Below are 19,594 nucleotides of genomic sequence, written 5' to 3'. Positions count from 1 at the left end.
ACGATCCCGAGCAGGCCGCCGAGGGCCTGGCGGATCGATGGGGACCGGCGACCGCGACGGCCGCGCCGACGCGGTGCGCGACGTCGGCACGGGCGTCCGCGTCGTCCTGCTCGACGACGTCCCCCGCGGCGGCGGCGACACCGGCGAGGTCAACCCCGCCCAGCAGGCGTTCCTGGACCGCGCGCTCCGCACCGCCGGCGACCGCTGGATCCTCGTCGCCTTCCACGACCCGCTGGACCGGACCCCGAACGGGCGAGCGATCCGCGACCGCCTCGCGAGCGCCCCGCGCGTCCTCGCGACGATCGGCGGCGACACCCACCACGACCGCATCCGCCCGGTCCGGACGCCGTCGGGCGGCTACTGGTCGCTGACGACGACCGCGCTGGCGGACTGGCCCCAGCAGGGCCGCGCCCTCCGCGTCCGCGCGACCGCGGGAGGCGGCGCGGTCCTCGAGACCTGGAAGCTCGACACCGCCCCCGACCCCCTGGCGGACGTCGCCCGCGACCTCTCCTACCTCGACGCCCAGGGCGGGCGCCCGGGCGGCAACGCGGGCACGCGGACGGACCGCAACGTCCGGCTGTTCAAGCCGGCGCCGCGCTGAGCGGGACCCGCCCCGTGTGCGCTCTGGGAATCACGCACGAAGCGGTGATTCCCGGAGGGGCCCCGGAGGGCCGCCCGGGGTCGCTCTGGGAATCGATCGCGAAACGGCGATTCCCGGAGGGACCTCGAGGGCCGCCCGCGAGCGCTCCGGGAATCGATCACGAAACGGTGATTCCCAGAGGGACCTCGAGGGCCGCCCGGGAACGCTCCGGGAATCGATCACGAAACGGTGATTCCCAGAGGGACCTCGAGGGCCGCCCGGGAACGCTCCGGGAATCGATCACCAAACGGTGATTCCCAGAGCGGTCGCCGCGGTGCCACCCGATCCGGACGGTGGCGGGGCGCCGATCGCGAGCCGGCCGGCCGTCCGCGGGCCGGTCGCGGGATGATCGGGCGATGGCGTCCTCGGTCCTCAGCGGCGGTCTCCTCCTGTGGCGGCGGGCGGGCAACGGCGGCGTCGAGCTGCTGATCGCGCACATGGGCGGGCCGTTCTGGGCGCGGAAGGACGAGCGGGCCTGGTCCCTGCCCAAGGGCGAGTGCGAGCCCGACGAGGTGCCCCTCGACGCGGCGCGCCGAGAGTGGACCGAGGAGCTCGGCCTGGTCGCCCCCGACGGCGAGGCGGTCGACCTGGGCGAGGTCCGGCAGAAGAGCGGCAAGCGCGTCCGCGCCTGGGCCGTGGAGGGCGACCTCGACCCCGCCTCGATCGTGCCCGGCACGTTCGAGACCGAGTGGCCGCCCCGGTCGGGCCGGACCCAGGCGTTCCCCGAGGTCGACCGGGTCGCCTGGGTCGATCCGGACACCGCCCGCGTGAAGCTCGTCGCGGCGCAGGCCGACTTCGTGGACCGGCTCGTCGCGGCTGTCGGGGGCGGCTGAGGCGTCGCCGTGCGCCCGTCGCGGCGTGAGTCGCGGCGGGCGGTCCGGCCGGTCGGCGGACCGGTCCGCGTTCCGCACCGGACTTCGTACCTGCCAGGAAGGGTTCCTGGTTCTCGTGGCCTGCGCGGGCCGTGGCGCGGCGCGGCCGGCCACGCGCACCAGATCTGCTCCCTGCCAGGAAGGTTTCCTGGTCCTCACGGCCCGCGCGGCTCGCGGCCGGTCGCGGCCCGCCACCGGCACCGGCACCGGCACCAGGCTTGATACCTGCCAGGAACGTTTCCTGGTCCTCGCAGCCCGCGCGGCTCTCCGCCGGCCGCGGCCCGCGATCGGCACCAGGCTTCGTACCCGCCAGGAAGGTTTCTCGGTCCTCGTGACCCTCGCGCGGCGCCGCCGCCCGGGCGCCCCCGGGCGGCGGCCGACCCCTTCCTCAGTGCCGTCGGTGATGCGCCGTCGTCGAGACGATCTGGACCGCGCCGACCGGGATCAGGACGACGCGCATCGCCTCGACGGTGCGGCGGACCGCGTCGGCGACCGGGCCCTGGGGTGCAGGCGTGCCGTCGGGGGCGTCGCCGGCGATCTGCGCCGCGCGGGTCTCCGCCGCGTGCAGGTCCTCCGGCTCGAGGTGGGCGACGAGGCCGCCGTGGTGCAGGTAGGCGATCAGCGCGCCCATCGCGACGTCGTGGGACTCCTGGCCGTCCAGGATCGCCCGCACCAGCGCGCGGTCGCGGACGAGGGCCTCGGGGTTGGCGACCCGCAGCGCCCGGCCCAGCGACACCCCGAGGACACGACGGGGGACACGGGTCAGCAGCCCGAGCTCCTCGAGCGCCTCGGTCGCGCGGTGCCCGGACCGGCCCGCGACGTCGGCGGCGAGCTCCTCGAGCTGCCGGTCCCCGTCGTCACCGACCGGGAGCGCGTCGCGGACCCACGTCTCGAACGGGTCGCCGGGGTCGGCGTCGCCGCGGACGTAGCTCCCGCCCTCGTCGCGCCGCATCGCCCCGTCGTGGAGCAGCTGCAGCACGGCCGCGCCAAGCAGCAGGGGTCCCGGGCCGCCGACCTCGACCGGCGGGCGCCCGTCCTCGCGGGCCAGGATCCAGGCCAGGCGCAGCGGCAGGGACAGCCCCGCCGAGGCGGACGACCAGGGGGTCTCGGTCATCCGCCGAGCCTACCCGGGGCGATCGGCCGCCCCGGTCCGTCGCACGATCGCCGGGGCCTGCGGGCCGAACCGGGCCGCGGCCCGGCCGTGTCCGCGCGCCGGGCGGGACCGCGGCCCGGCCGTACCCGAACGCCGCGCCGCGGCACCGGGGCCGCATCCGGCAGCACCCAGGCGACGACCGGCAGGCCGGGCGGAGCGGACGGAGCGGACGGAGCGGACGGCCGCCACGATCGCGCGATCCGCCCGCGGGCCTCAGCCCTGGTCGGCGGCGTCGCGGCCGGCCTGCTCCAGGCGCTGCACCTCGTCCTTCGACAGCTCGATCTCCGCCGCGGCGATGTTCTGCTCGACGTGGGCGACCTTGGAGGTACCCGGGATCGGGAGGATCACCGGGGAGCGGTGCAGCAGCCACGCGAGGGCGAGCTGGGCGGGGGAGCTGCCGTGCTCCTTCGCGATCTCGTCCAGCGGCCCGCCGTCCTTGGCGAGCTGGCCCGTCGCGATCGGGAACCACGGGATGAAGCCGATGCCGAGCTCCTCGCAGCGGTCCAGGACGTCCTCGGAGGCGCGGTCGACGAGGTTGAACTTGTTCTGGACCGTGGCGACCTGCACGCCGGCGTCGAGCGCGGCGTTCAGCTGCTCGACCGTCACCTCGGACAGGCCGACGTGGCGGACCTTGCCCTCGTCCTGGACGGCCTTCAGGGTCGCGAACTGCTCCTCCGCGGGCGTGTCCGCGTCGATGCGGTGGAGCTGCCACAGGTCGATCGTCTCGACGCCCAGGCGGACGAGCGAGCCCTCGAGCTGCTGGCGCAGGTAGCCCTCGCGGCCGACCGGGCGCCAGTCGCCGGGACCGGGGCGCGTGAGCCCGGCCTTCGTGGCGATCACGAGCTCGTCGGCGTACGGGTGCAGCGCCTCGCGGATCAGCTCCTCGGCCACGTACGGGCCGTAGGAGTCGGCGGTGTCGAAGAGGTCGACGCCGAGCTCGGCGGCCTTGCGCAGGACCGCGACGGACTCGTCGTGGTCGGCCGGGGGCCCCCAGACGCCCTTGCCGGTCAGCTGCATGGCGCCGTAGCCGAGGCGGTGGACCGTGAGGTCGCCGCCGATGTCGAAGGTGCCCGAGGCGTGGGCGATGGGGGTCGAGGTGCTCATGGGAGGTCCTTGGGTCGGAGGCGAGGTGACCCGCGCCGGGCGGGTCGGGGAGCAGCGGCGGAGGGGATCTCCGGGCCGCTCCCGCTCGGACGGAGGATGCGGGGTCGACGGGCCGGGCCCGTCACCGCGGGCGATCCGGCGCCCGCGACGGCGGATCCCGGCGCCGGGGCGACCGACCGCGCGGCCGGCGCGTCGGCGTCTCCGTGCCGCGGGGGCACGAACGGCGCGGGGGCTCGACGCGGCCGCGCCGAGCCCCGGTCAGGAGCGGACGTGCAGCAGGTCCTCGACGTGCTGGACGCCGTCCACGGCGCCCGCGTCGGTGACCAGGCGGTCGCGCAGCTCGGCGCTGGGGACCGACCCGCGCAGGTTGACGACGCCGTTCTCGCTGTCGACGACGACGTCGCCCTTCGGCGAGTCGGCGGGGCGGAAGATCTCGGACTTCACGCGGTCGGTCAGCGTCCGGTCGTCGAGCTCGACGCGGCGGCGCTCGTGGCGGGCCGCGGCGCGCTCCTGGTCGGCGGCGACCGCGGCGGCGTCGACGGCGGCCTGCTCGGCCTTCAACCGGCGCGCGGTCGCCCCGCGGGCGATCACGAACGAGACGGCGCCGCCGAGGAACGCACCGACGCCGATCAGGGTGACCGAGCGGATCGGGCGGCGCTTGACCTTCGAGGCGGTGCCGTGCGCCGCGTGCTTCACGGTCATCTTCGCGGCCTTCCTGGCCGCCTTCTTGGTGACGTACGACTTGGGGTTGCTCACGGTGGGGACTCCGTCCGGGGGTTCCTGGTTCGCATACCCCCTCCCCGACGGACCAAACGACCCCGCGGACCGCAGGCGTACGGGGTCAGCCGGCCAGGCGGCGCAGGTGCGCCTCGGTCGTGGCGTCCGCGGCGAAGAACGACTCGATCGACAGTTCCGCCAGCGTGACGTCCGTGGCCGTCCCGAACGTCGAGACGGTACTGATCAGCGACAGCTCCGTCCCGTCGTCCAGCGCCAGCACGAGCGGCACCGCGATCTCGCCGTAGCGCTCGGCGCCGGGCTCGGCCTCGCCGCCCGGGAGCGCGCGCAGCTCGGCCAGGAGCGTCGCCAGCGCGGGGGCCCCGCCGGCGGCGGCCTCGCGCGCCAGGCGGCCCAGCACGTGACCGCGCCACTCCGCGAGGTTGCGGATCCGGGGCGCCAGGCCGTCGGGGTGCAGGCTCAGACGCAGCACGTTGACGGGCGGCTCCAGCAGCTCGGGCGCCGCGCCCGCGGTCAGCAGGCCGACGGCGGCGTTGGCCGCGACGAGGCCCCACTGGCGGTCGACGACCAGCGCCGGCGAGTGCGCGTGGCCGCGCAGGACGAGGTCCAGCGCCTCGCGGACCGGGGCCATCGCCGGGTCGTCGAGGTCGCGCTCGCCGTAGACGGGCGCGTGCCCCGCGGCGAGCAGCAGCTGGTTGCGGTCGCGCAACGGGACCTCCAGGGGATCGGCCAGACGCAGGAGCAGCTCGGGGCTCGGCCGCGAGCGGCCGGTCTCGACGAACGACAGGTGGCGGGTCGAGATCCCGGTCTCGAGCGCCAGCTCCATCTGGGAGAGCCGGCGGCGGTGGCGCCACTCCCGCAGGAGCGTGCCGGCGTGGTGGGCGGCGACGGTGGACACGCGCCGAAGCTACCGCGGCCGTCGACGCCCGTCCGTTACCTCGGAGGTCATGGATCCGCGGCCCCGGTCCCATCGCGGACGCCATCCGTCCGCGTTGCCCGGGAGGCTCCGCCGATGCCCGAGGTCCTCTCCCGGCGGCGCCTGAACCGCGCGCTGCTGGCCCGTCAGGCCCTCCTGGCCCGCGAGCGCACGGACGTCGTCGCGATGACCGAGCGCCTCGTCGGCCTGCAGGCGCAGGAGCCCGCGCCGCCGTTCGTCGGCCTGTGGAGCCGGATCGACGGCTTCCGGCGCGAGGACCTGCTCGACGCGCTGTCCGACGGCCGGGTCGTCCGCGCGACCGCGATGCGCGGGACCATCCACCTGCTGAGCGCCGACGACTACGTCGCCGAGCGGATGGCTCTGCAGCCGCTGCTGCGCACCGCGCTGCGCCTGCCGCACCTCCGCGTCGTCGCGGAGGAGGCCGACCTCGACGCCGTCCTCGCCCTCGCGTTCCGGCTGCTCGACGAGGAGCCCCGGCCGATCGCCGCGCTGCGCGCGCCGCTCCACGACGCCTTCCCGCAGCTGGACGGCGAGGCCCTGGCCCACGTCGCCCGGATGCTGTTGCCGCTCGTCCAGGTCGCGCAGCCCGGGCACCCCGACGGCTTCCCCGGCAACGCGGCCTTCGCCCCGGCCGGACGCGTCCTGACCGACGAGGACGGCGCGCCCCGGCGCCTCGCGCCCGAGGGCCCGCCGACCGCGCTCGTCCGGCGCTACCTGGGCGCCTTCGGCCCCGCGACCGCCGCCGACGCGACGAAGTGGTCCGGCCTGCCCGGCATGCGCGAGGTCCTCGCCGCGATCCCGGACCTCGTGACGTTCGAGGACGAGCAGGGCCGGACGCTCTTCGACCTGCCCAACGCGCCCCGTCCCCCTGAGGACGTCCCCGCCCCGGTCCGGTTCCTGCCCCGCTTCGACAACGCGCTGCTCTCGCACGTCGACCACTCGCGCATCCTCGACCCGGTCCACCGCGAGCACGTCTTCACGGTCAACGGCCAGATCCACGGGACGGTCCTGCACGACGGCTTCGGAGTCGCGACGTGGGACCGCGGGAAGGACGGTGCCCTCGTCGTCCGGCCGTTCGCGCGGGTGGCGCAGCGGACCGCGGCGTCGATCCGGGCGGAGGGCCGGCGACTGCTGGGCTTCCTGGGTCCGAAGGGCGCGACCCGCGTCGTCGAGGTGCTCGCACCCTCGTGACCGCGGCGGACGCGTCCCGCCCCATCCGCCCCCGGCCCTCCGTCCGTCCCGCGCCCTCGCTCCCGCCCGCGGGCAGCGATCGCCCGGCTCCCCCGTCGGCGGCCCTTCCTCGCCCTCAGCCCCGCGCCAGGTGCGCCGCGAGCCGCTTCCGGGCCCCGCGCGAGAACACCGCGCGGGCCGGCGGCAGGACCAGCAGGTTGCCGGCCGGACCGAAGGCCTGGGCACCCCAGCGGCGCGCGTCGAAGCGGTCGACGTGCTCGACGATCAGCCCGTCCCGGAAGCGGAAGCGCGCCCGGATGTCGTTGACGACCGTCCGGCCGGTCCGCGAGAACGGGTACGTCGCGACCCAGTGCGCCGACCCGGCCGCCTCGTCGGCCTCGATCTCGTCGGCCACGACGGTCATCTCCGTCGCCGCGCGGGTGAGCATGTCCCACATGCCCGGGACCTCGGGGCCGCGCAGGCCGCGGAAGAACGGGTCCGTGAACGTCGCGTCCGGCGCGTAGCAGCGCCCCATCTCGGCGGCGTCGCCGCGGTCCAGCGCGGCGTAGAACCGGGCGATCAGGGCGGCGTTGTCGTGCGGCACGGTCCCACCGTATCCGCACGGCGCGCCCGCGACCGGCCCGGATCCCGCGTCCCAGCGGGGATCCCCGTCCCGGATGCCACGATGGAGCGATGAGCGACGTCGCACTGTCGGTCCTGGACCTCGCCCCCGTCGCGGAGGGCTCGACCCCCTCCCAGGCGCTGGGCAACGCGCTCGACCTCGCCCGCCACGTGGAGGCCCTCGGGTACGGCCGCGTGTGGGTGGCCGAGCACCACAACATGTCGGGCATCGCCAGCTCGTCGCCGCCGGTCCTGATCGCCCACCTGGCCGCCGGCACCGATCGAATCCGCCTCGGCTCCGGGGGCGTGATGCTGCCGAACCACGCGCCCCTGGTGGTGGCCGAGCAGTTCGGCATGCTCGAGGCGCTGCACCCCGGCCGGATCGACCTCGGCCTCGGCCGCGCCCCCGGCACCGACGGGCTGACCGCCGCGGCGCTGCGCCGCTCCCGCGACCCGTTCGCCAACGAGGACGACTTCCCGGCCCAGCTCGAGCAGCTGCGCGGGTTCCTCAAGGGCGACCTGCCGCGCGAGCACCCGCTGCACCGCATCAAGGCCGTCCCGAACAACGGCTACGAGCCCGCGATCTGGCTGCTCGGCTCGTCGGGATTCAGCGCACAGCTGGCCGGCGAGCTCGGCCTGCCGTTCTCGTTCGCCCACCACTTCAGCGCCCAGCACACGGTGCCGGCGGTCGACCTCTACCGGGCGTCGTTCCAGCCGTCGGAGGTCCTGCAGGCCCCGTACGTGATGCTCGGGACCGCGATCGTCGCGGGCGAGGACGACGCCGAGGCCGAGTTCCTGAACGGCCCGAACGTCCTGCAGTTCCTGCGCCTGCGCCAGGGTCACCCGGGCCTGCTGCCGACGCCCGAGGAGGCCGAGCGCGCGCTGAAGGAGCCGTCGGCCCGGAAGTTCGCCGAGGAGCGCCGCGCGTCGCAGATCGTCGGCGGCCCCGCCACCGTCCGCCGCGGCATCGAGGAGCTGCTGGCCCGCACCAACGCGGACGAGCTCATGGTCACGTCGGTGATCCACGACCACGCGGCCCGCAAGCGCTCCTACGAGCTGATCGCCGACGTCGTCGACCTGGCGCCGCGCGAGCCGCGCCCGGCGACCGCCACGGCCTGACGTCGCGGGACTGCCGGGACGCCCGCCGCCGCGGAACGCCGGCCCGGCGGCGCCTCCCGCCCCCACGGCCGGCCGACGGCGCGCGTCGGCCCCGCCTTCCGGCCGGACCGTCGAGCCACGAGTGCGACCCCCAAACGCAGAACGCCCCGGTCGTCGACCGGGGCGTTCGTCGTTCCGGGACGCGGGCCGGGCCCGCGCGCCGTCAGATCTGGACGTGCAGGACCGGGTCGGTGGTCGGCTCCATCGAGCCGCCCTTCGGCTCGGCGGTCACGAGGACCTGGTCGACCTTGCTGAGGTCGCCGGGGATCTTCGCCTCGCCGTGGCCCTTGGCGTCGACGCTGAACAGCACGTCGGTGGGCTTCGGGTCCTCGGTGCCCGTCTGCAGCCACACCTGGTACCGCTTGTCGGACGTCAGCTCCGGGAAGCCGTTGAGCTTCAGGGTGCTCGACGTCTTGTCGGCCACCAGGCGGCCGCTGGCGTTGGGCCCCGCCTTCGGAGTCGGGATCAGCGCGTAGCTCTGCGGGTCGTCGCTCCCCCCACCGCCACCCCCGCTCCCCAGGACGATCCCGCCCACGATCAGCGCGACGAGCACCGCCGCCAGGGCGGTCGCCCGCGCCGGGTGGCGGAGGGCCTCGAGGAACGCGCCCCGCCGCGGGCTGGGCGCGGGCTGGCCGGCGCCGCGGGCCGGGGTCGGGTCCGTCGCCGCGGTGTCCTCCGCGTGGTCGCGGGTGATCGCGGCGCGCTCGGCCGGACCGGCGGCCGCGAACAGCGACGCCTCGGCCTGGACCTGCGCCATGATCGAGCGCTTCAGGGCGTCGTCCGGGACGACGTCGACGGCGGGGACGTCGAGGAGGGCGCTGTGCACGTCGTCGAACGACTCGACCTCGGCGCGGAACTCGGCCGACGCGACCATGTGCGCGCGGACCTGGGCGGCCTCCTCGTCCGTACAGGCGCCGAGGACGAACGGGCCGATCAGCTCGCGGGGATCGTCGCCGCTCATGACGCACCCCCGGCGGAGAGCACGTTGCGCATGCGGGCGAGGCCGCGGTTCATGCGGGCCTTGACGGTGCCGAGCGGCAGCTCGAGCATCTCCGAGATCTCGCTGTGCGAGTAGCCGGAGTAGAACGACAGCTCGATCACGCGGCGCTGGTCGTCGGAAAGTTCGTTCATGAGCTCGCGGGTCTCTCCGGCCTGCGCGTTGCGGAGGGCGGTCGATTCGGTGTTCTGGTCCTGCGGGGCGGGGTGGCGCTCGGCGAGGGCCTCGTCGGCGACCTCGCGCGCCTTCACCCGCGTCACGCGACGGAGGTGGTCGATGGCGCGGTTGCGCACGACGGCGAGGATCCACGACCGGGCGTTGCCGAGGTCGGCGTCGTAGCGGGCCGCGGAGCGCCAGACCGAGAGGAAGGCCTCCTGGCAGACGTCGTCCGCGGGCTGCTTGCTGCCGACGATCCGGTACGCCAGGGCGTAGGCGGAGGAGACGTGCCGGTCGTAGAAGACCTCGAACGCCTCCGCGTCCATCTTCGCGACGCGTTCCATGAGCGCCCGATCGGAGAGGGTGCTGAGGTGATCCGACGGGGGCGCCATGCGCATCGGAGGTTAGACCGCCTCGCCGCGCGCGGAGCCGACGGGCTTCGCCTTCGCGGGGGTCTCGTCGCGGTCGTCGGAGTCGCCGGACAGGGAGTCGCGGAACTCGCGGACGCCACTGCCCATCGACTTCGCCATACCCGGGAGCTTCTTGGGGCCGATCACGACCAGCGCGATGACCAGCACCACGACGATCTCCATGGGTCCGATTCCGAGCGGCACGTGTACTCCCTGCGACGTTTGACGGGGCGACCGGCGAGCCGGTCATGGAACACCCGAGGGCGTTCCGTTCATCCCTTAGAACGTCGTGGAGGACCCATCGGATGCACGTGCATGCGTCGTGCTGGCCGCCCGGTCCGGCCGAGAGCGGGCGCCGCGGAGGGACGACCGGGCAAGCGACCCGGACGCCGGCACCGACGGCGTCGCGGCAGTGCCCCTCGTGCGTCCGCGATGCGGTCACGGCTGCAGTCGCTCGCGTCTCCACGAGCCGCCCTCGCGGGTCCAGACGAAGCGGTCGTGCAGGCGATCCGGCCGGCCCTGCCAGAGCTCGATCTCGTCGGGCTCGACGCGGAAGCCGCCCCAGTTGGTGGGCGTCGGGATCGCGTCGTCGTCGGGGAAGCGGCGGCCCAGCTCCTCCATCCGCGCCTCGATCGCGGCGCGGTCGGCGATCGGCGCGCTCTGCTCCGACGCCCAGGCGCCGCGCTTGCTGTCCGGCGGCCGCGACGCGAAATACGCGTCGACCTCGTCGCGCGCGACCTCGTGGCACGGGCCGGACACGCGGATCTGGCGGTAGACCGGCTGCCAGTGCAGGCAGAGCGCGGCGTACGGGTTCTCGCGCAGCTCGCGGCCCTTGCGCGAGTCGAGGTTGGTGAAGAACGTCAGCCCGCGCTCGTCGAGGTCCTTCAGGAGCGCCATCCGCACCGACGGCCGGCCCCGCGCGTCGGCGGTCGCGACGGCCATCGCGTTGACCTCGGTGGCGTCCTTCAGCTCGTCGTGGGCCTCCGCGACCCAGCGCGCCACCTGCACGAGAGGGTCGTCGTGCAGGTCGGCCTCGGTCAACGGGGTCCCGTCGTAGGAGCGGCGCAGGTCGGCGAGTCCCATGCCGACGATCGTCGCATGCACGCGCGCGGGCCCGTCCGGCGCCCACGCCGTCCGGCCTGCCGTCGCGGGCCGCCGTCGCGGGGCGGCCTTCGCGGGGCGGCCTTCGCGGGCGGCACCGACCCGGACGGCCCCGCCTCCCGGGCGACCCGCGCCCGGCGACCGGCCGGGCAGGTCGCCGGGTTCGAACCCCCGCGGCCGGACGACGCGCGACCGGCGGGCGCCGCGCCGCCCGGTCTGCCACCGTCCCGGACCGATGTCCACGATCGCCGTCGCCGACCTGGCCTACGCCCACCCCGGCGGCGATCTCCTCTTCTCCGGGGTCTCCTTCCGGGTGCCGGAGGGCCGCCACGCGGCGCTCGTCGGGGCCAACGGCGTCGGCAAGACGACCCTCATGCGCATCCTCGCCGGGGTCCTGGAGCGCGAGGAGGGCGAGGTCCACGCCGACGGCACGATCGCCTTCATGCCGCAGGACGTCGGGCTCGAGGTCGCCGACCAGAGCGTCCGCGACCTGCTGCTCTCCGTCGCGCCGGGCGACCTGCCGGCCGTCGGCGCGCGGATGGCGAGCGCCGAGCTCGACACCACCGACCCCGACCCGGACCGCGCCGCCGCGGCGGGGATGGTCTTCGCCGAGGCGCTCGACGCCTGGTCCACCGGCGGCGGGTACCAGCTCGAGGGCCAGTGGGACGCCGCCTGCCGCCGGGTCCTCGGGCTGGGGCTCGGCGAGGTCGGCGACCGCGCCGCCGCGACGCTCTCGGGCGGCGAGCGCAAGGGCCTCGTCCTGGAGCTGCTGCTCGGCGGCGACGCCGGCCTGATCCTGCTCGACGAGCCCGACAACTTCCTCGACCTGCCGGGCAAGCACCGGCTCGAGGAGGCGATCCGCGGCAGCCGCAAGACGATCCTCTTCATCAGCCACGACCGCGAGCTGCTCGCGCGCGCCTCGAACACCGTCGTGACGCTCGAGGGCAACGGCGCGTGGGTCCACGGCCGGTCCTACGCGGACTACCCGGAGGCCCGCCGGGAGCGCAACGAGCGCCTCGGCGACGCCCTGGAGCGCTGGCACGAGGAGGAGAAGCGCCTGCGGGCGCTCGTCCACACGCTGAAGATCCAGGCCCGGATCTCCGAGGCGATGGCTGCCCGCGCCCGCGCGACCGAGACCCGCTGGGAGCGCTACGTCGCCGCCGGTCCCCCGCCCCCGCCGGTGCAGGACCACGCGATCAAGGTCGGCCTGCGCGGCGCGGACTCGGCCCGCCGCGTGCTGGACCTGCGCGCCGTGCAGGTCGTCGACCTGACCGAGCCGATCACCGACGAGATCCACGCCGGCGAGCGGATCGGCCTGATCGGCCCCAACGGCTCCGGCAAGACGCACCTGCTGCGGCTGCTCGCCGGCGCGGCGGCCGAGGTCACGGGCGTCGGCTCCGCGGCCGGAGGCCGTGCGGCGCAGGAGCCCGGCGGTCCGGCGGCCGTCATCGACGGCATCGCCCACCACGGCGAGCTCGTCGTCGGCCCGCGCGTCGTACCGGGAGTGTTCGCGCAGACGAACGTCCGCCCCGAGCTGGCCGACGGCACGCTGCTGGAGGTCGTCATGCGGCGGCTCCCCGACCGCGCGCCGGCGATGTCGGCCCTGGCCCGCTACGGGCTGGTGGCCGCGCACGACCGCACGCACGACACGCTCTCCGGCGGCCAGAAGGCGCGGCTGGAGATCCTCTGCCTCGAGCTCGAGGGCTGCAACCTGCTGCTGCTCGACGAGCCGACCGACAACCTCGACATCGACTCGTGCGAGGCGCTGGAGAACGCGCTGCAGGGCTTCCAGGGCGCGATCGTCGCGGTCTCCCACGACCGCGCGTTCCTGCGCCGGCTGGACCGCTTCCTGCTGCTCGCGCACGACGGCTCGGTCCGGCCCTACCCGGACCCGGAGCGCGCGATCGAGGCACTCACGGCCGGGGTCGGCTCCCGCTGAAGCCGCGGCGGCCGGGTGGTCGCCCGGCCGCCCGGCCGCTCGCCGCGGAACACCGTCCCGGAGGTGCGCGTCAGGTTGCGGGCGTCGTGCGACGGAGCACCGCCGGGAGGCGCCGCGGAGCGACGTTCCGCGGCGGCGCGCCTCAGGCCGCGGGCGTCGTGGGACGCAGCGCCGCGCGGAAGCCGTCGCCGAGCCGCGCCTGCAGGTCGTCGTCGACCGGGCCGAGCAGCTCGTCCTCGATCACGCGGGCGGCCTCGTCGGCCGCGGCGAGCCGCTCGCGGCCGCCGTCCGTGATCCGCACGATCATCCGCCGGCGGTCGCGGTCGTCGCGTCGGCGCTCGACCAGGCCGTCCCTCTCGAGCGCGTCGAGCACCGGGACGAGCTGGGCGGGCAGCAGCGAGCAGAGCCGCGCGAGCTCCGCCTGGGACCCCGGGGCGTCGTTGCTCAGCACCGCGAGCAGCGCGTAGTCGCGGCCGTCGATCCCGAGCGCCTCGAAGTGCGGGGTCATCCGCACGAAGAGCTCGTTGGCGAGCTTGTAGACGAGGAGACCACGCCGCTCGGCGACGCCCTGCGGCAGCACCGCGAGCCGGTCGATGTCCGCGGCGATGCAGGGGTCGTCCTCGATCACCGGCCAAGCATAGACCATCGCCGATGAACTATTTCTGCCTTGAATGATTCACGGGATGACGCTACGGTCCCGGCGACCTGATCCTTCATGTCGTGAATCATTCCTCTCCCGGACGATTCACGAGCCGAACCGGAGCCCCGATGTCTTCCTCCCCGACCACCCCCTCGCCGTCCGCGGCGGCGACCTCCGCCGCCGCGCCGCCCGACCCGCGCCGCTGGCGGGCCCTCGCGGTCCTCGCCCTCGCGCAGTTCATGGTCGTCCTCGACGTCACGATCGCCAACGTCGCGCTGCCCGCGATCCAGACCGACCTCCACTTCTCCGCCCTCGACCTGCAGTGGGTCGTCGGCGCGTACACGCTGTCCTTCGGCGGGCTCCTCCTGCTCGGCGGGCGCGCCGCCGACCTGCTCGGCCGGCGGCGGATGCTGATCGGCGGCCTGGCCCTCTTCGCCGTGGCCTCGCTGGCCGCCGGCCTGGCGCCGAGCTCCGGCGCCCTGATCGCCGCCCGCGCCGTGCAGGGGATCGGCGGCGCGCTGCTCTCCCCCGCCGCGCTGTCGATCGTCACCGTCACGTTCGCGCCCGGCCGCGAGCGCGGCATCGCCCTGGGCATCTGGGGCGCGCTGGCCGGCCTCGGCGGCACCGCGGGCGTCGTCGCCGGCGGCCTGCTGATCGACTCCCTCGGCTGGGAGTGGGTCTTCTTCGTCAACGTCCCGATCGCCGTCATCGCCCTGATCGCCATCCCGCTGACGATCCGCGAGAGCCGCGCGGACGCCGCAACCCGGTCGTTCGACGTGGCGGGCGCCGTCCTCGGCACCCTCGGCGTCGGCGCCGTCGTGCTCGGCGTGATCCGCTCCGACGTCCTCGGCTGGGGCGCCGGCGAGGTGCTTGCGCTGCTGATCGGCGGCGCCGCCATGCTGATCGCCTTCGCCGTCGTCGAGACCCGCGCCGCCGCGCCGCTCGTCCCGCCGCGCCTGGCGCGCTCGCGGCCGCTGGCGCTCTCCGGCGTCGCGCTCGCCCTCAACGGCAGCGCGTTCATCGGGATGTTCTACCTCTCGGCGATCTTCCTGCAGGGCGTCCGCGGCGCGTCGGCGATCGAGACCGGCCTGCAGTTCGTGCCGATGGGCGTCACCGCCGTCGTCGGCGCGATCGTGGCCCAGAACCTCGTCGGCCGGGTCGGCGCCCGCCCCGTGATCGCCGTGGGCGCGGTCCTCGGCGGCGGCTCGCTGCTCCTGCTCTCCACCGCGACCGCCGGCGGCAGCTACGTCACCGACATCCTGCCCGGCTTCCTGCTGTACGGCGCGTCGATCTCGCTGATCGGCGTCCCCGCCCAGATCGGCGCCGTGACCGACGTCACCGATCAGGACGCCGGCTCCGCCTCGGGCCTCCTGTCCGCCGCCTACCAGGTGGGCTCCGCGCTGGGCCTCGCCGTGATCACCACGATCGCGACGGGCCACATCGACGACCTGATCGGCGACGGCGTCGCCGCGTCGGTCGCCCAGACCGCGGGCTTCGAGCGCGGACTCCAGCTCGCCGCCGGCCTCGCCGTCGCCAACGTCGTCATCGCGTTCCTGCTGGCGGGGAGCCGCGGCCGGGCCACGGCCGGCGAGGGCGCGGAGGCCACCGCGCCGGTCGCGGTGCCGATGGCGCACTGACGGCGGCGCAGGCGCCGCCACCCGCGGGCGCCCCGTCGAGAGTGCGCTGGTCCTCCTCAGGCGTGGAGCACTGCACGCTCGACGGCGACGCGTGCCGCGGCGGGGCGCCGGGGGCCCGCCGGCGCGGTCAGTCTCCCGGCGCCTCGCGGACCAGCTTGACCGCGAGCTCCGGCGTCGGGGCGTAGGCGAAGGTCGCCCGCGTCCCGACGCTGCCGACGGCCGCGGCCCCGCCGTCGAGCGTCCAGGTGGCGACGCCGGCCTTCTTCGCGTGGCGATGGCGCTCGAGGACCTGGCCGAACTGGGCCCCGAACGACCGCGCGTCCTGGTCGGACGAGAACGCGGCGCTGCCGACCACCGCGTCGCGCTTCGTGCACGGGACGCCGCAGCCGCGCTCGGCGACCCCGCCGCGGCGCAGGAAGCGGTACTCACCGCCCCGCCATGTGCGGGAGAGCAGCGCGGCGTCGGAGGCCTCGCGCTCCGAGGGCGCGAGCAGCGCCAGGACGTCGGCCGCGCCGATCGTGTCCGCGTCGAGCTCCGTCCACCCGCGACCGAGCGCGCGCCTCGGGTTCAGGGGCGTGCGGACGACCGGCAACCTCGTCACCCACCGCGACGGGTCGAGGATCTCGACCGACGTCTTCGGCCGACGCGACCCGAGCGCCTTCGCCAGCAGCTCCTCGCCCCGCGGCTGGCCGCGCAGCGCCTCCACGAAGTTCTGGCCGATCGCGTACGGGAACCCGAGCTGCAGCTGCAGGCCGAACGGCAGGTCGCGCAGCAGCGCCTGCTGCTCGGCGTCGCCCTTCGGGTCGGGCTGCGGGATCCGGTACTTCCTGCGGTACCGCTCCTCGACCTCGCTGGCGTTGCCCTCGACGACGGAGCGGTACGCGAGCTCGGCGTCCCCGTCGTCGCGCGTCCGCTGCACGGTGCGGAAGACGTGGAAGTGCTCGTCGTCGATCGCGTGGGTCAACTCGTGCGCGACGGTCGTCTCGACGCCGACGGGGAAGTCCGGCCCCTTCGAGATGATCGTCATCTCGTTCTTGTCGCCGTCGTAGTAGCCGAGGGTCCCCTGCGACGTGATCCGGCCCGCGAGCTCGTCGAGGTCCACGCCCTTGGGCAGCAGCCCGAGCAGCGTGACGAGCTGGACGTTGATGCGGTCCTCGCGCTTCGACGTCGCGCCGCCGGCCTCGCGGTCCTCGGCCTTCTCGACCTGCCGCCGCGCCTGCCTCGGCGTCAGCACGACGAACTTCGGCGGCTTCTCGAGCTTGAGGCCCCGCAGCGCCTCGACACGCGCGAGGACCCGCTCGGGCCGCAGCTCGCGGATCGTGCGGGCGGAGCGGGCGGGCGGCAGCGCGCGCTTCGCCGTCGTGGTCGTCCCGGCCGACTCGCCCGCCGGGTCGCCCAGACTCGCGAGCGCCGCGACCCCCGCGAGGAAGAGAACCGCGAGGACGACCAGGGCCGTCCCGCGCAGGGCGCCGCGCGCTCCCACGGTCAGGCGGCGGCCGGGGCGAGCCCGAACGACACGCCGGTCAGCTCCTCGGAGACGTCGAACAGGCGGGACGCGACGGCCATGTCGCGGCCGGCCGCGGTCGACGTCACCGGGCCGATCGGCCCGCGCGTCTGCCCAAGGCGGGTCGGGCCGACGAACGAGCCGCCGGGGACCTCGGGGTGCGTCGCGGCGTACAGCGACGGCTGCGCGCCGTAGGAGTCCTTCGTCGCGACCAGGACGTTGCCGACCTTGCCGCCCCAGGCGTTCAGGCGACCCAGGACGCCGCCGCTCATGGCGGGGCCGGTCGTCTGCAGGTGCGTCGACGAGTAGCCGGGGTGGGCCGCGAGACTGCGCAGCGGGATGCCGGCGGCGTCGACCCGGGCCTGCAGCTCGCGCGCGAACAGCAGGTTGGAGAGCTTCGACCGCCCGTACGCGCGCCAGGGGCCGTAGCTCGCGTGCCAGTTGAGGTCGTCGAAGTCGATCGTCCCGAGCCGGTGCACGATGCTCGAGACCGTGACGACGCGCGGGGCGTCGGCGGCCTTCAGGCGGCCCAGCAACAGGCCGGTGAGCGCGAAGTGCCCCAGGTGGTTGGTGCCGAACTGCAGCTCGAACTGGTCGGCGGTGAGCCGCGGCGGCGTCGCCATGATCCCCGCGTTGTTGACGAGGAGGTCCAGCGGCAGGCCGCCGGCGTCCTCGCGCGTCGCGAACGCCCGGACCGACGCCAGGTCGGCCAGGTCGAGCGTCTCGACGGCCAGCGACGCGCCCGGCACCTTGGCCGTGATGCGGTCGACCGCCGTCGCGCCCTTCTGGACGTCGCGCACCGCCAGCGTCACCTGCGCGCCGCGGCGCGCGAGCTCCAGCGCCGTCTGCAGGCCGAGGCCGCCGTTGGCCCCCGTCACGACCGCGCGGCGGCCCTCCAGGGAGGGAATCTCGGACGTGCTCCACGGCATACGGCGCACCCTACGGGGTCGCCCGGAGGCGGGGACGAGGGTGGTCCGGAGCGGGGCCGGGCGCGTCGGTGGCCATCGGGGCGCACAGCGCGCACCGGCCGCCGGACGACCGTCCGAGGACCCCACCGCGCGGGGCCCGATTCAGGCCGCGCGCCCCGCGGGCCGCCGGGTCAGCGCCGGCTGCCGCGCCCGCCGACCGCCTGCAGGACGAGCAGCAGCACGACGGAGCCGACGATCGCCAGCCCCCACGTGCCGGCGTCGTAGAACGAGCCGAGCTCCCCGACGTCCGCCGCGGACGCGATCGCGCCGCCGATCATCGCCCCTACCACGCCCACCGCCGTGGTGGTCAGACACCCCAGGTCGGTGCGCCCCGGCACGATCGCCCGGGCCAGCGTCCCGGCGATCAATCCGAGCACGATCCAGGCCACGATTCCCATGTCCCTACGCTATCGCGGCGAGGTCGGTACTCTTCCCGCTCGCGCACTGGTCGCGCGTTGCCTCCCTAGCTCAGCTGGTAGAGCACTTCACTCGTAATGAAGGGGTCAGCGGTTCGAGTCCGCTGGGAGGCTCTGAAGGCGAAAGGCCCGCGATTGCGGGCCTTTCTCGTTCTCGGAGGGTTCACGGCGGCGGCGATTCTCTGCCGCTCGGGAGGCCCGAGTACACACTGAGTACACATCGCCGTCCGCGGGATCGCCGACGCAGGGGCCGCCGCGGCGGTTTTCCGGCCCGAGTCGCAGGCCGGCAGGAAGCGCCGTCGCGGGATCGGCGGGAACGGGTGTGGCCGTGCGCGGCATGTCGAAGACGTTCCCGGGCACCAAGGCCCTGGACGACGTCAGCCCGTGATCGCCGTCCTGGCGTTTCCTCAACAGACCAATCGGGCGATATCGGCCTGGGTAGAGCACAGGGCCCACGACCTCACGGCCACGATGCAGCGGATGATGCCCCTTCCGGCGGATCGTCCTCGTCCGTAGCGCCCGCCGTGTCCTGAGGGGCGCCGCCTTGGATGGTGCGCCGCTTTGGCTCTGACGGCAAGAACCGGATCCACCGGCGGGCCCTGCGTCGTGCCCGGGCGATCGGCGGGAGGGTGGCTCTGCGAAGGTCGTCCGCGAACGCCTGGCGGCCCTCGTTGAACGGAGCAAGCTCGCGGAAGACGCCGCCCATGTTCATCTCTGGGTCCTTATCGACCGGCGGGTCCTTCCAGGCCTCGTGCGCGGCGAGCCCGGCGGTGCGACGTGCCAGCAGGTACAGCTCGTCGTAGGCTCCAGACAGTCGCGCGTCGCCGTCGGCGGCCAGGAGGACCTGGCAGACGTCGACCTCGACCTTGACCCGGGACAGGTCCTCGGAGAGCGCGAAGCGCGCCTCCGCGCCCGGGGCGCGGCGGCGGATGCGGTAGGGCATCTCGCCGTAGGTGGTGATCGCGGCCAGCGCACGCGCGTGAAGGTCACGGCGGCGCTGGCGCTCCGATCGGCGTCCGGTGATCGCGAGGGTGACCAGCGCGCCGGTGATGGTGGCCAGACCGCCGGCGGCGCCGGCGATCTGCAGGGTCAGCGGGACGTCGGACATGCGGGACACCGCGGCCGGTGACGGGTCGGGGCTTCGGCCTTCGGCCACGCTTCGCCCTCGCGGCACAGCGCCTCGCAGTACACGTGCTCGGTGGCCAGCTGCACCAAGGCGTACAAGCCGTCGCGAGTGACCCACCGACGGGCCTCGTCGTCGCGGCCCCACCACAGGCACAGCGACCCGTCGGCGTAGCGGTGGCGCAGACACGCCGGACCGTTGACGAACACCCTCGGGGACCGGATCGGGCTTGACGGCATCACGATCCGCAGCTCGCGCTGCTCGTCGAACTCAGGCACGTCGACCTGGATGCGGTAGCTCAGGCGACGAGGCC

The 19,594-nt window shown here is 75.1% G+C and carries 20 protein-coding genes, 1 tRNA gene and 1 pseudogene; 7 read left to right on the top strand and 15 right to left on the bottom strand.

Annotated elements, in window-relative coordinates; all coding sequences use genetic code 11:
• Together AB0L40_RS09510 and AB0L40_RS09505 are read left to right on the top strand one after the other, a co-directional pair.
• Window positions 1–601, top strand: a pseudogene (locus AB0L40_RS09510) (hypothetical protein); the annotation flags it as partial.
• 395 nt (window positions 602–996) lie between these two features.
• Window positions 997–1,473, top strand: coding sequence for an NUDIX domain-containing protein (locus AB0L40_RS09505; protein ID WP_364352677.1), 477 nt, complete (start codon window positions 997–999; stop codon window positions 1,471–1,473).
• Window positions 1,474–1,900: 427 nt separating this feature from the next.
• Here the strand turns inward: AB0L40_RS09505 and AB0L40_RS09500 are convergent, their stop codons facing one another.
• The 4 genes from AB0L40_RS09500 to AB0L40_RS09485 form a co-directional block, all read right to left on the bottom strand.
• Entirely contained in the window at window positions 1,901–2,626 is a 726-nt protein-coding gene (locus AB0L40_RS09500; RefSeq protein WP_364352674.1) for a GPP34 family phosphoprotein, read from the bottom strand.
• Between the two features lie 252 nt (window positions 2,627–2,878).
• Window positions 2,879–3,769, bottom strand: a complete 891-nt coding sequence (locus AB0L40_RS09495) for an aldo/keto reductase (RefSeq protein WP_364352671.1) — start codon at window positions 3,767–3,769, stop codon at window positions 2,879–2,881.
• A 258-nt stretch (window positions 3,770–4,027) separates the two neighbouring features.
• The gene (locus AB0L40_RS09490; protein ID WP_364352668.1) at window positions 4,028–4,525 is read right to left on the bottom strand and encodes a BON domain-containing protein; all 498 of its coding nucleotides are present in this window, start codon (window positions 4,523–4,525) and stop codon (window positions 4,028–4,030) included.
• An 85-nt stretch (window positions 4,526–4,610) separates the two neighbouring features.
• Window positions 4,611–5,402 (bottom strand): helix-turn-helix transcriptional regulator, encoded by a 792-nt coding sequence (locus AB0L40_RS09485; RefSeq protein WP_364352665.1) that lies wholly within the window; start codon window positions 5,400–5,402, stop codon window positions 4,611–4,613.
• 114 nt (window positions 5,403–5,516) lie between these two features.
• On the opposite strand from AB0L40_RS09485, the gene AB0L40_RS09480 reads away from it, so the two are divergent.
• Window positions 5,517–6,632 (top strand): winged helix DNA-binding domain-containing protein, encoded by a 1,116-nt coding sequence (locus AB0L40_RS09480; protein WP_364352662.1) that lies wholly within the window; start codon window positions 5,517–5,519, stop codon window positions 6,630–6,632.
• A gap of 115 nt (window positions 6,633–6,747) precedes the next feature.
• On the opposite strand, the gene AB0L40_RS09475 is transcribed toward AB0L40_RS09480, so the two are convergent.
• Window positions 6,748–7,215, bottom strand: a complete 468-nt coding sequence (locus AB0L40_RS09475; RefSeq protein ID WP_364352659.1) for a nuclear transport factor 2 family protein — start codon at window positions 7,213–7,215, stop codon at window positions 6,748–6,750.
• 89 nt (window positions 7,216–7,304) lie between these two features.
• Between AB0L40_RS09475 and AB0L40_RS09470 the strand changes: the two genes are divergently transcribed.
• Window positions 7,305–8,351: an LLM class flavin-dependent oxidoreductase gene (locus AB0L40_RS09470; protein WP_364352656.1), complete on the top strand. Its 1,047-nt coding sequence runs from the start codon at window positions 7,305–7,307 to the stop codon at window positions 8,349–8,351.
• Between the two features lie 202 nt (window positions 8,352–8,553).
• Here AB0L40_RS09470 and AB0L40_RS09465 read toward each other — a convergent pair whose 3' ends face one another.
• The 4 genes from AB0L40_RS09465 to pdxH all read right to left on the bottom strand — a co-directional run bounded on the left by AB0L40_RS09465 (window position 8,554) and on the right by pdxH (window position 11,036).
• Window positions 8,554–9,351, bottom strand: coding sequence for an anti-sigma factor (locus tag AB0L40_RS09465; RefSeq protein WP_364352653.1), 798 nt, complete (start codon window positions 9,349–9,351; stop codon window positions 8,554–8,556).
• Complete coding sequence (locus tag AB0L40_RS09460) at window positions 9,348–9,935, bottom strand: RNA polymerase sigma factor (protein ID WP_364352650.1); 588 nt, start codon at window positions 9,933–9,935, stop codon at window positions 9,348–9,350. The genes AB0L40_RS09465 and AB0L40_RS09460 overlap by 4 nt, the downstream gene beginning before the upstream one ends.
• Before the next feature lie 12 nt (window positions 9,936–9,947).
• A complete protein-coding gene (locus AB0L40_RS09455) occupies window positions 9,948–10,157 on the bottom strand; it encodes a twin-arginine translocase TatA/TatE family subunit (RefSeq protein ID WP_364352647.1) in 210 nt (69 codons plus the stop codon).
• 234 nt (window positions 10,158–10,391) lie between these two features.
• On the bottom strand, window positions 10,392–11,036 hold the full coding sequence (pdxH, locus tag AB0L40_RS09450; RefSeq protein WP_364352644.1) for a pyridoxamine 5'-phosphate oxidase: 645 nt from the start codon (window positions 11,034–11,036) through the stop codon (window positions 10,392–10,394).
• Window positions 11,037–11,289: 253 nt separating this feature from the next.
• Between pdxH and AB0L40_RS09445 the strand changes: the two genes are divergently transcribed.
• Window positions 11,290–12,993 (top strand): ATP-binding cassette domain-containing protein, encoded by a 1,704-nt coding sequence (locus AB0L40_RS09445; RefSeq protein ID WP_364352641.1) that lies wholly within the window; start codon window positions 11,290–11,292, stop codon window positions 12,991–12,993.
• A 142-nt stretch (window positions 12,994–13,135) separates the two neighbouring features.
• Here the strand turns inward: AB0L40_RS09445 and AB0L40_RS09440 are convergent, their stop codons facing one another.
• On the bottom strand, window positions 13,136–13,621 hold the full coding sequence (locus AB0L40_RS09440) for a MarR family transcriptional regulator (protein WP_364352638.1): 486 nt from the start codon (window positions 13,619–13,621) through the stop codon (window positions 13,136–13,138).
• 140 nt (window positions 13,622–13,761) lie between these two features.
• Between AB0L40_RS09440 and AB0L40_RS09435 the strand changes: the two genes are divergently transcribed.
• On the top strand, window positions 13,762–15,270 hold the full coding sequence (locus AB0L40_RS09435; RefSeq protein ID WP_364352635.1) for an MFS transporter: 1,509 nt from the start codon (window positions 13,762–13,764) through the stop codon (window positions 15,268–15,270).
• A 127-nt stretch (window positions 15,271–15,397) separates the two neighbouring features.
• Here the strand turns inward: AB0L40_RS09435 and AB0L40_RS09430 are convergent, their stop codons facing one another.
• The 3 genes from AB0L40_RS09430 to AB0L40_RS09420 all read right to left on the bottom strand — a co-directional run bounded on the left by AB0L40_RS09430 (window position 15,398) and on the right by AB0L40_RS09420 (window position 18,140).
• Complete coding sequence (locus tag AB0L40_RS09430; protein WP_364352632.1) at window positions 15,398–16,753, bottom strand: hypothetical protein; 1,356 nt, start codon at window positions 16,751–16,753, stop codon at window positions 15,398–15,400.
• A gap of 2 nt (window positions 16,754–16,755) precedes the next feature.
• Entirely contained in the window at window positions 16,756–17,703 is a 948-nt protein-coding gene (locus AB0L40_RS09425; protein ID WP_364352629.1) for an oxidoreductase, read from the bottom strand.
• A gap of 170 nt (window positions 17,704–17,873) precedes the next feature.
• Window positions 17,874–18,140 carry a GlsB/YeaQ/YmgE family stress response membrane protein gene (locus AB0L40_RS09420; protein ID WP_364352626.1) on the bottom strand — a complete coding sequence of 89 codons (267 nt, stop codon included), beginning with the start codon at window positions 18,138–18,140 and terminating at the stop codon, window positions 17,874–17,876.
• Window positions 18,141–18,199: 59 nt separating this feature from the next.
• On the opposite strand from AB0L40_RS09420, the gene AB0L40_RS09415 reads away from it, so the two are divergent.
• A tRNA-Thr gene (locus tag AB0L40_RS09415) sits at window positions 18,200–18,272 on the top strand.
• A gap of 346 nt (window positions 18,273–18,618) precedes the next feature.
• Here AB0L40_RS09415 and AB0L40_RS09410 read toward each other — a convergent pair.
• Complete coding sequence (locus AB0L40_RS09410; protein ID WP_364352623.1) at window positions 18,619–19,266, bottom strand: hypothetical protein; 648 nt, start codon at window positions 19,264–19,266, stop codon at window positions 18,619–18,621.
• Window positions 19,248–19,559 carry a hypothetical protein gene (locus AB0L40_RS09405; RefSeq protein ID WP_364352620.1) on the bottom strand — a complete coding sequence of 104 codons (312 nt, stop codon included), beginning with the start codon at window positions 19,557–19,559 and terminating at the stop codon, window positions 19,248–19,250. Before AB0L40_RS09405 ends, AB0L40_RS09410 begins: the two co-directional genes overlap by 19 nt.
• Between the last annotated feature and the right edge of the window lie 35 nt (window positions 19,560–19,594).

Origin of the sequence: Patulibacter sp. NPDC049589, assembly GCF_040675535.1 — a bacterium.
GTDB lineage: Bacteria > Actinomycetota > Thermoleophilia > Solirubrobacterales > Solirubrobacteraceae > Patulibacter.
The sequence above is the reverse complement of the archived record's forward strand: the minus strand, read 5'-3'. Positions and strand labels throughout refer to the sequence as shown.

Bases quoted from the DNA above. Each gene is read 5' to 3' on its own strand.
- pdxH (WP_364352644.1), bottom strand. From the start codon at position 11,036: ATGGGACTCGCCGACCTGCGCCGCTCCTACGACGGGACCCCGTTGACC.
- AB0L40_RS09465 (WP_364352653.1), bottom strand. From the start codon at position 9,351: ATGAGCGGCGACGATCCCCGCGAGCTGATCGGCCCGTTCGTCCTCGGC.
- AB0L40_RS09505 (WP_364352677.1), top strand. From the start codon at position 997: ATGGCGTCCTCGGTCCTCAGCGGCGGTCTCCTCCTGTGGCGGCGGGCG.
- AB0L40_RS09420 (WP_364352626.1), bottom strand. From the start codon at position 18,140: ATGGGAATCGTGGCCTGGATCGTGCTCGGATTGATCGCCGGGACGCTG.
- AB0L40_RS09500 (WP_364352674.1), bottom strand. From the start codon at position 2,626: ATGACCGAGACCCCCTGGTCGTCCGCCTCGGCGGGGCTGTCCCTGCCG.
- AB0L40_RS09410 (WP_364352623.1), bottom strand. From the start codon at position 19,266: ATGTCCGACGTCCCGCTGACCCTGCAGATCGCCGGCGCCGCCGGCGGT.
- AB0L40_RS09470 (WP_364352656.1), top strand. From the start codon at position 7,305: ATGAGCGACGTCGCACTGTCGGTCCTGGACCTCGCCCCCGTCGCGGAG.
- AB0L40_RS09445 (WP_364352641.1), top strand. From the start codon at position 11,290: ATGTCCACGATCGCCGTCGCCGACCTGGCCTACGCCCACCCCGGCGGC.
- AB0L40_RS09435 (WP_364352635.1), top strand. From the start codon at position 13,762: ATGTCTTCCTCCCCGACCACCCCCTCGCCGTCCGCGGCGGCGACCTCC.
- AB0L40_RS09460 (WP_364352650.1), bottom strand. From the start codon at position 9,935: ATGGCGCCCCCGTCGGATCACCTCAGCACCCTCTCCGATCGGGCGCTC.
- AB0L40_RS09480 (WP_364352662.1), top strand. From the start codon at position 5,517: ATGCCCGAGGTCCTCTCCCGGCGGCGCCTGAACCGCGCGCTGCTGGCC.
- AB0L40_RS09425 (WP_364352629.1), bottom strand. From the start codon at position 17,703: ATGCCGTGGAGCACGTCCGAGATTCCCTCCCTGGAGGGCCGCCGCGCG.
- AB0L40_RS09495 (WP_364352671.1), bottom strand. From the start codon at position 3,769: ATGAGCACCTCGACCCCCATCGCCCACGCCTCGGGCACCTTCGACATC.